Origin of the sequence: Gardnerella sp. 30-4, assembly GCF_001641215.1 — a bacterium.
GTDB classification, from domain to species: Bacteria; Actinomycetota; Actinomycetes; order Actinomycetales; family Bifidobacteriaceae; genus Bifidobacterium; species Bifidobacterium leopoldii.
Genome location: NZ_LXJL01000126.1, coordinates 1 through 3,124 on the forward strand (window position 1 = coordinate 1; position 3,124 = coordinate 3,124).

The window sequence follows — 3,124 nt, forward strand, 5'->3', positions numbered from 1 at the left end:
TTATTGCACAGATTACATAAAACATTTAAATAGCTATCTAAAAGAAATGCCTCCAAACGCAAACGCAGCTTGAAGGCATTTCTACGAATATTTATTTTTTACTTAGTATCTAGCAATAATTTTGCTTTAATACTATTTGCGCGATTAATCTTCCTCAAATGGATCAAAATCGCGACGCACGCGGCGACGAGGACGCTCTGCGCGCTCTTCACGAGCCGAACGATACTCGTCATAGTGATCGTCATCAGCTGCATAACGCGGCTTTCGATCAGATACGCGACGATTTTCTGAATCTCGACGATTTGAACGATCTTCACGGTCGTCACGGTCTGCACGCTCTTCACGATCGTCGCGATTTTCGTAACGATCGTCACGATCATCGCGCATGCGGCGACGAGGACGCTCATCAAAATCGTTATCACTGTAACGGTCATCACGATCTGCACGACGGTCGTCGCGACGAGTGCTGCGGTCATCATAACGGTTATCGCGATCCGCGTATCGGTCATTTCGATCCATGCGATCTCGATCGTCACGATCATCGCGCATGCGGCGACGAGGACGCTCTGCACGATCCGCACGATCATGATTATCGCGATCGTCACGGCGAGAACGACGGTAATCGCCACGAGAGTCACGAGAATCACGATCGTCGCGAGAACCGCGGGAACGATTTTCACGCACTGCTGGAGCAGAAGATTCTTGATCTTCAAAACCTGGAATAGCCAAAGAAATCTTGCCACGCTCATCTACGCTTTGTACGATAACTTCAACATTATCGCCTTCCTTCAGCACATCTTCAACAGTGTCAATGCGCTCACCATTTGCTAAATTGCGAATCTGTGAAATGTGAAGCAAACCGTCAGTTCCAGGAGTCAAATTCACAAAAGCTCCAAAACTTGTGGTCTTAACAACCTTGCCTGTGAAAGTTTCACCAGCTTTTGGCACGCGAGGATTTGCAATAGAATCGATGATTCCCTTAGCTTTCTCAGCAGCTTCGCCGCCTTCAGAAGAAATGTAAACAGTACCGTCATCTTCAATAGCGATTTCAGCACCAGTTTCTTCCTGAATTTGGTTAATCATCTTGCCCTTAGGTCCGATTACTTCACCAATCTTGTCTACAGGAATTGTGGTTGTAATAATGCGTGGAGCAAATGGGCTCATCTCAGCTGGGCAATCAATGCACTCGTTAATAACTTCAAGAATCGTTGTACGAGCTTCATGTGCCTGCTGCAAAGCGGCAGCCAAAATATCAGCTGGAATACCGTCAAGCTTCGTATCGAGCTGCAAAGCAGTGATGAATTCAGAAGTACCAGCAACCTTGAAGTCCATATCACCAAATGCATCTTCTGCACCAAGAATATCAGTCAAAGTCTTAAAGATATGCTTTCCATCAACATCGCCAGAAACTAAGCCCATAGCAATACCAGCAACTGGAGCTTTCAAAGGCACGCCAGCAGCAAGCAAAGAAAGCGTAGAAGCACAAACGGAACCCATAGAAGTAGAACCGTTAGAACCAATAGCTTCAGACACCTGACGAATAGCGTATGGGAACTCTTCGCGTCCAGGCAATACTGGAACCAAAGCCTTCTCAGCTAAAGCACCGTGACCAATTTCACGACGCTTTGGAGAACCAACGCGACCAGTTTCACCAGTGGAGTATGGAGGCATTTCGTAGTTGTGCATATAACGCTTAGTCTGTGGACCAGAAAGCGCATCAACCTGCTGCTCCATCTTAAGCATATTCAAAGTAGTCACACCCAAAATCTGGGTTTCACCACGCTGGAAGAGTGCAGAACCGTGCACGCGAGGCACAACATCAACTTCTGCAGAAAGCGTACGAATATCGCGCAAACCACGACCATCAATACGATAATCTTCAGTCAAAATACGACGGCGAACAATTTGACGCTGCAATTCTTTAAACGCATTGCCGAGTTCCTTTTCCTTTTCGGCTTCGTCCATATCAGTGAATTCTTCAGCGATTGCAGCACGCACGCCTTCTTTAATTTCAGCGATACGATCTTGACGAGGAAGCTTTTCAGCAATAGAAAGAGCTTCATTTAAATCAGCATGAGCAATCTCGTCAATACGAGCATAAAGTTCGTCAGTATATTCTGGGAAGAGTTGGAATTCCTTAGTTTCTTTAGCTGCAATACGCTTCAACTCATTTTGAGCATCGCAAATAACCTTAATAAATGGCTTTGCAGCTTCCAAACCTCCGGCTACAACTTGCTCATCTGGCTTGGTTTGACCATCATTGTAAATCAAATTCCAAGCATTCTTACCAGCACCAGCTTCAATCATTGCAATAGCAACATCGCCATTTTCAATCACACGACCAGCCACAACAATTTCAAATACTGCACGCTCGCGCTCACTCCAACGTGGGAAAGCAACCCACTGGCCATCAATCAAAGCCAAACGAACGCCGGAAACTGGACCCTCAAATGGCAAGCCAGAAATCATAGTAGATGCAGACGCCGCATTCAAAGCAATAACATCGTAAGCATCATCTGGATTAATTGCCAAAATTGTTTCAACAACTTGCACTTCGTTACGTAAAGTGTGTGGGAACAATGGACGCAACGGGCGATCAATAATACGGCATGCTAACGTTGCTTCGTTAGAAGGACGACCTTCACGGCGGAAGAACGAACCTGGAATCTTTCCAGCAGCATACATTTTTTCTTCCACATCAACAGTCAATGGGAAGAAGTCGTAATTTTCCTTCGGGCTAGATCCTGCAGTCGTCGTCGACAAAATCATGGAATCGTCATCCAAATATGCGGCAACAGCACCATCTGCTTGCTGAGCAAGTCGACCAGTTTCAAAGCGTAGCGTACGCTTACCAAATGAACCATTATCAATAACGGCTTCTACAGCCTTAATTTCGGGACCCTCCACGGGTTCCTCCTTTTCTTAACTTACCTAATCAACCAACATGCGTAATAACATTGACGACTTCGCATTATTACCTATATGCGAATATTTGCACTCTTTGCAACACTTGCGTTACGTCAATATTTCGTAGTGTTTTTTGTTTCGGTTACTTCAATCATCCGTATTAAGTTATGCTTCAATTTTCAATTATGTGTTGAATTATTTGTTAATTCTTTTTAGT

At 45.0% G+C, this 3,124-nt stretch carries 1 protein-coding gene; it reads right to left on the minus strand.

Annotation, left to right across the window (positions count from 1 at the left end; genetic code table 11):
* Positions 1–144 precede the first annotated feature (144 nt).
* On the minus strand, positions 145–2,907 hold the full coding sequence (locus tag A5294_RS06080; RefSeq protein ID WP_064340706.1) for a polyribonucleotide nucleotidyltransferase: 2,763 nt from the start codon (positions 2,905–2,907) through the stop codon (positions 145–147).
* Positions 2,908–3,124: the final 217 nt, after the last annotated feature.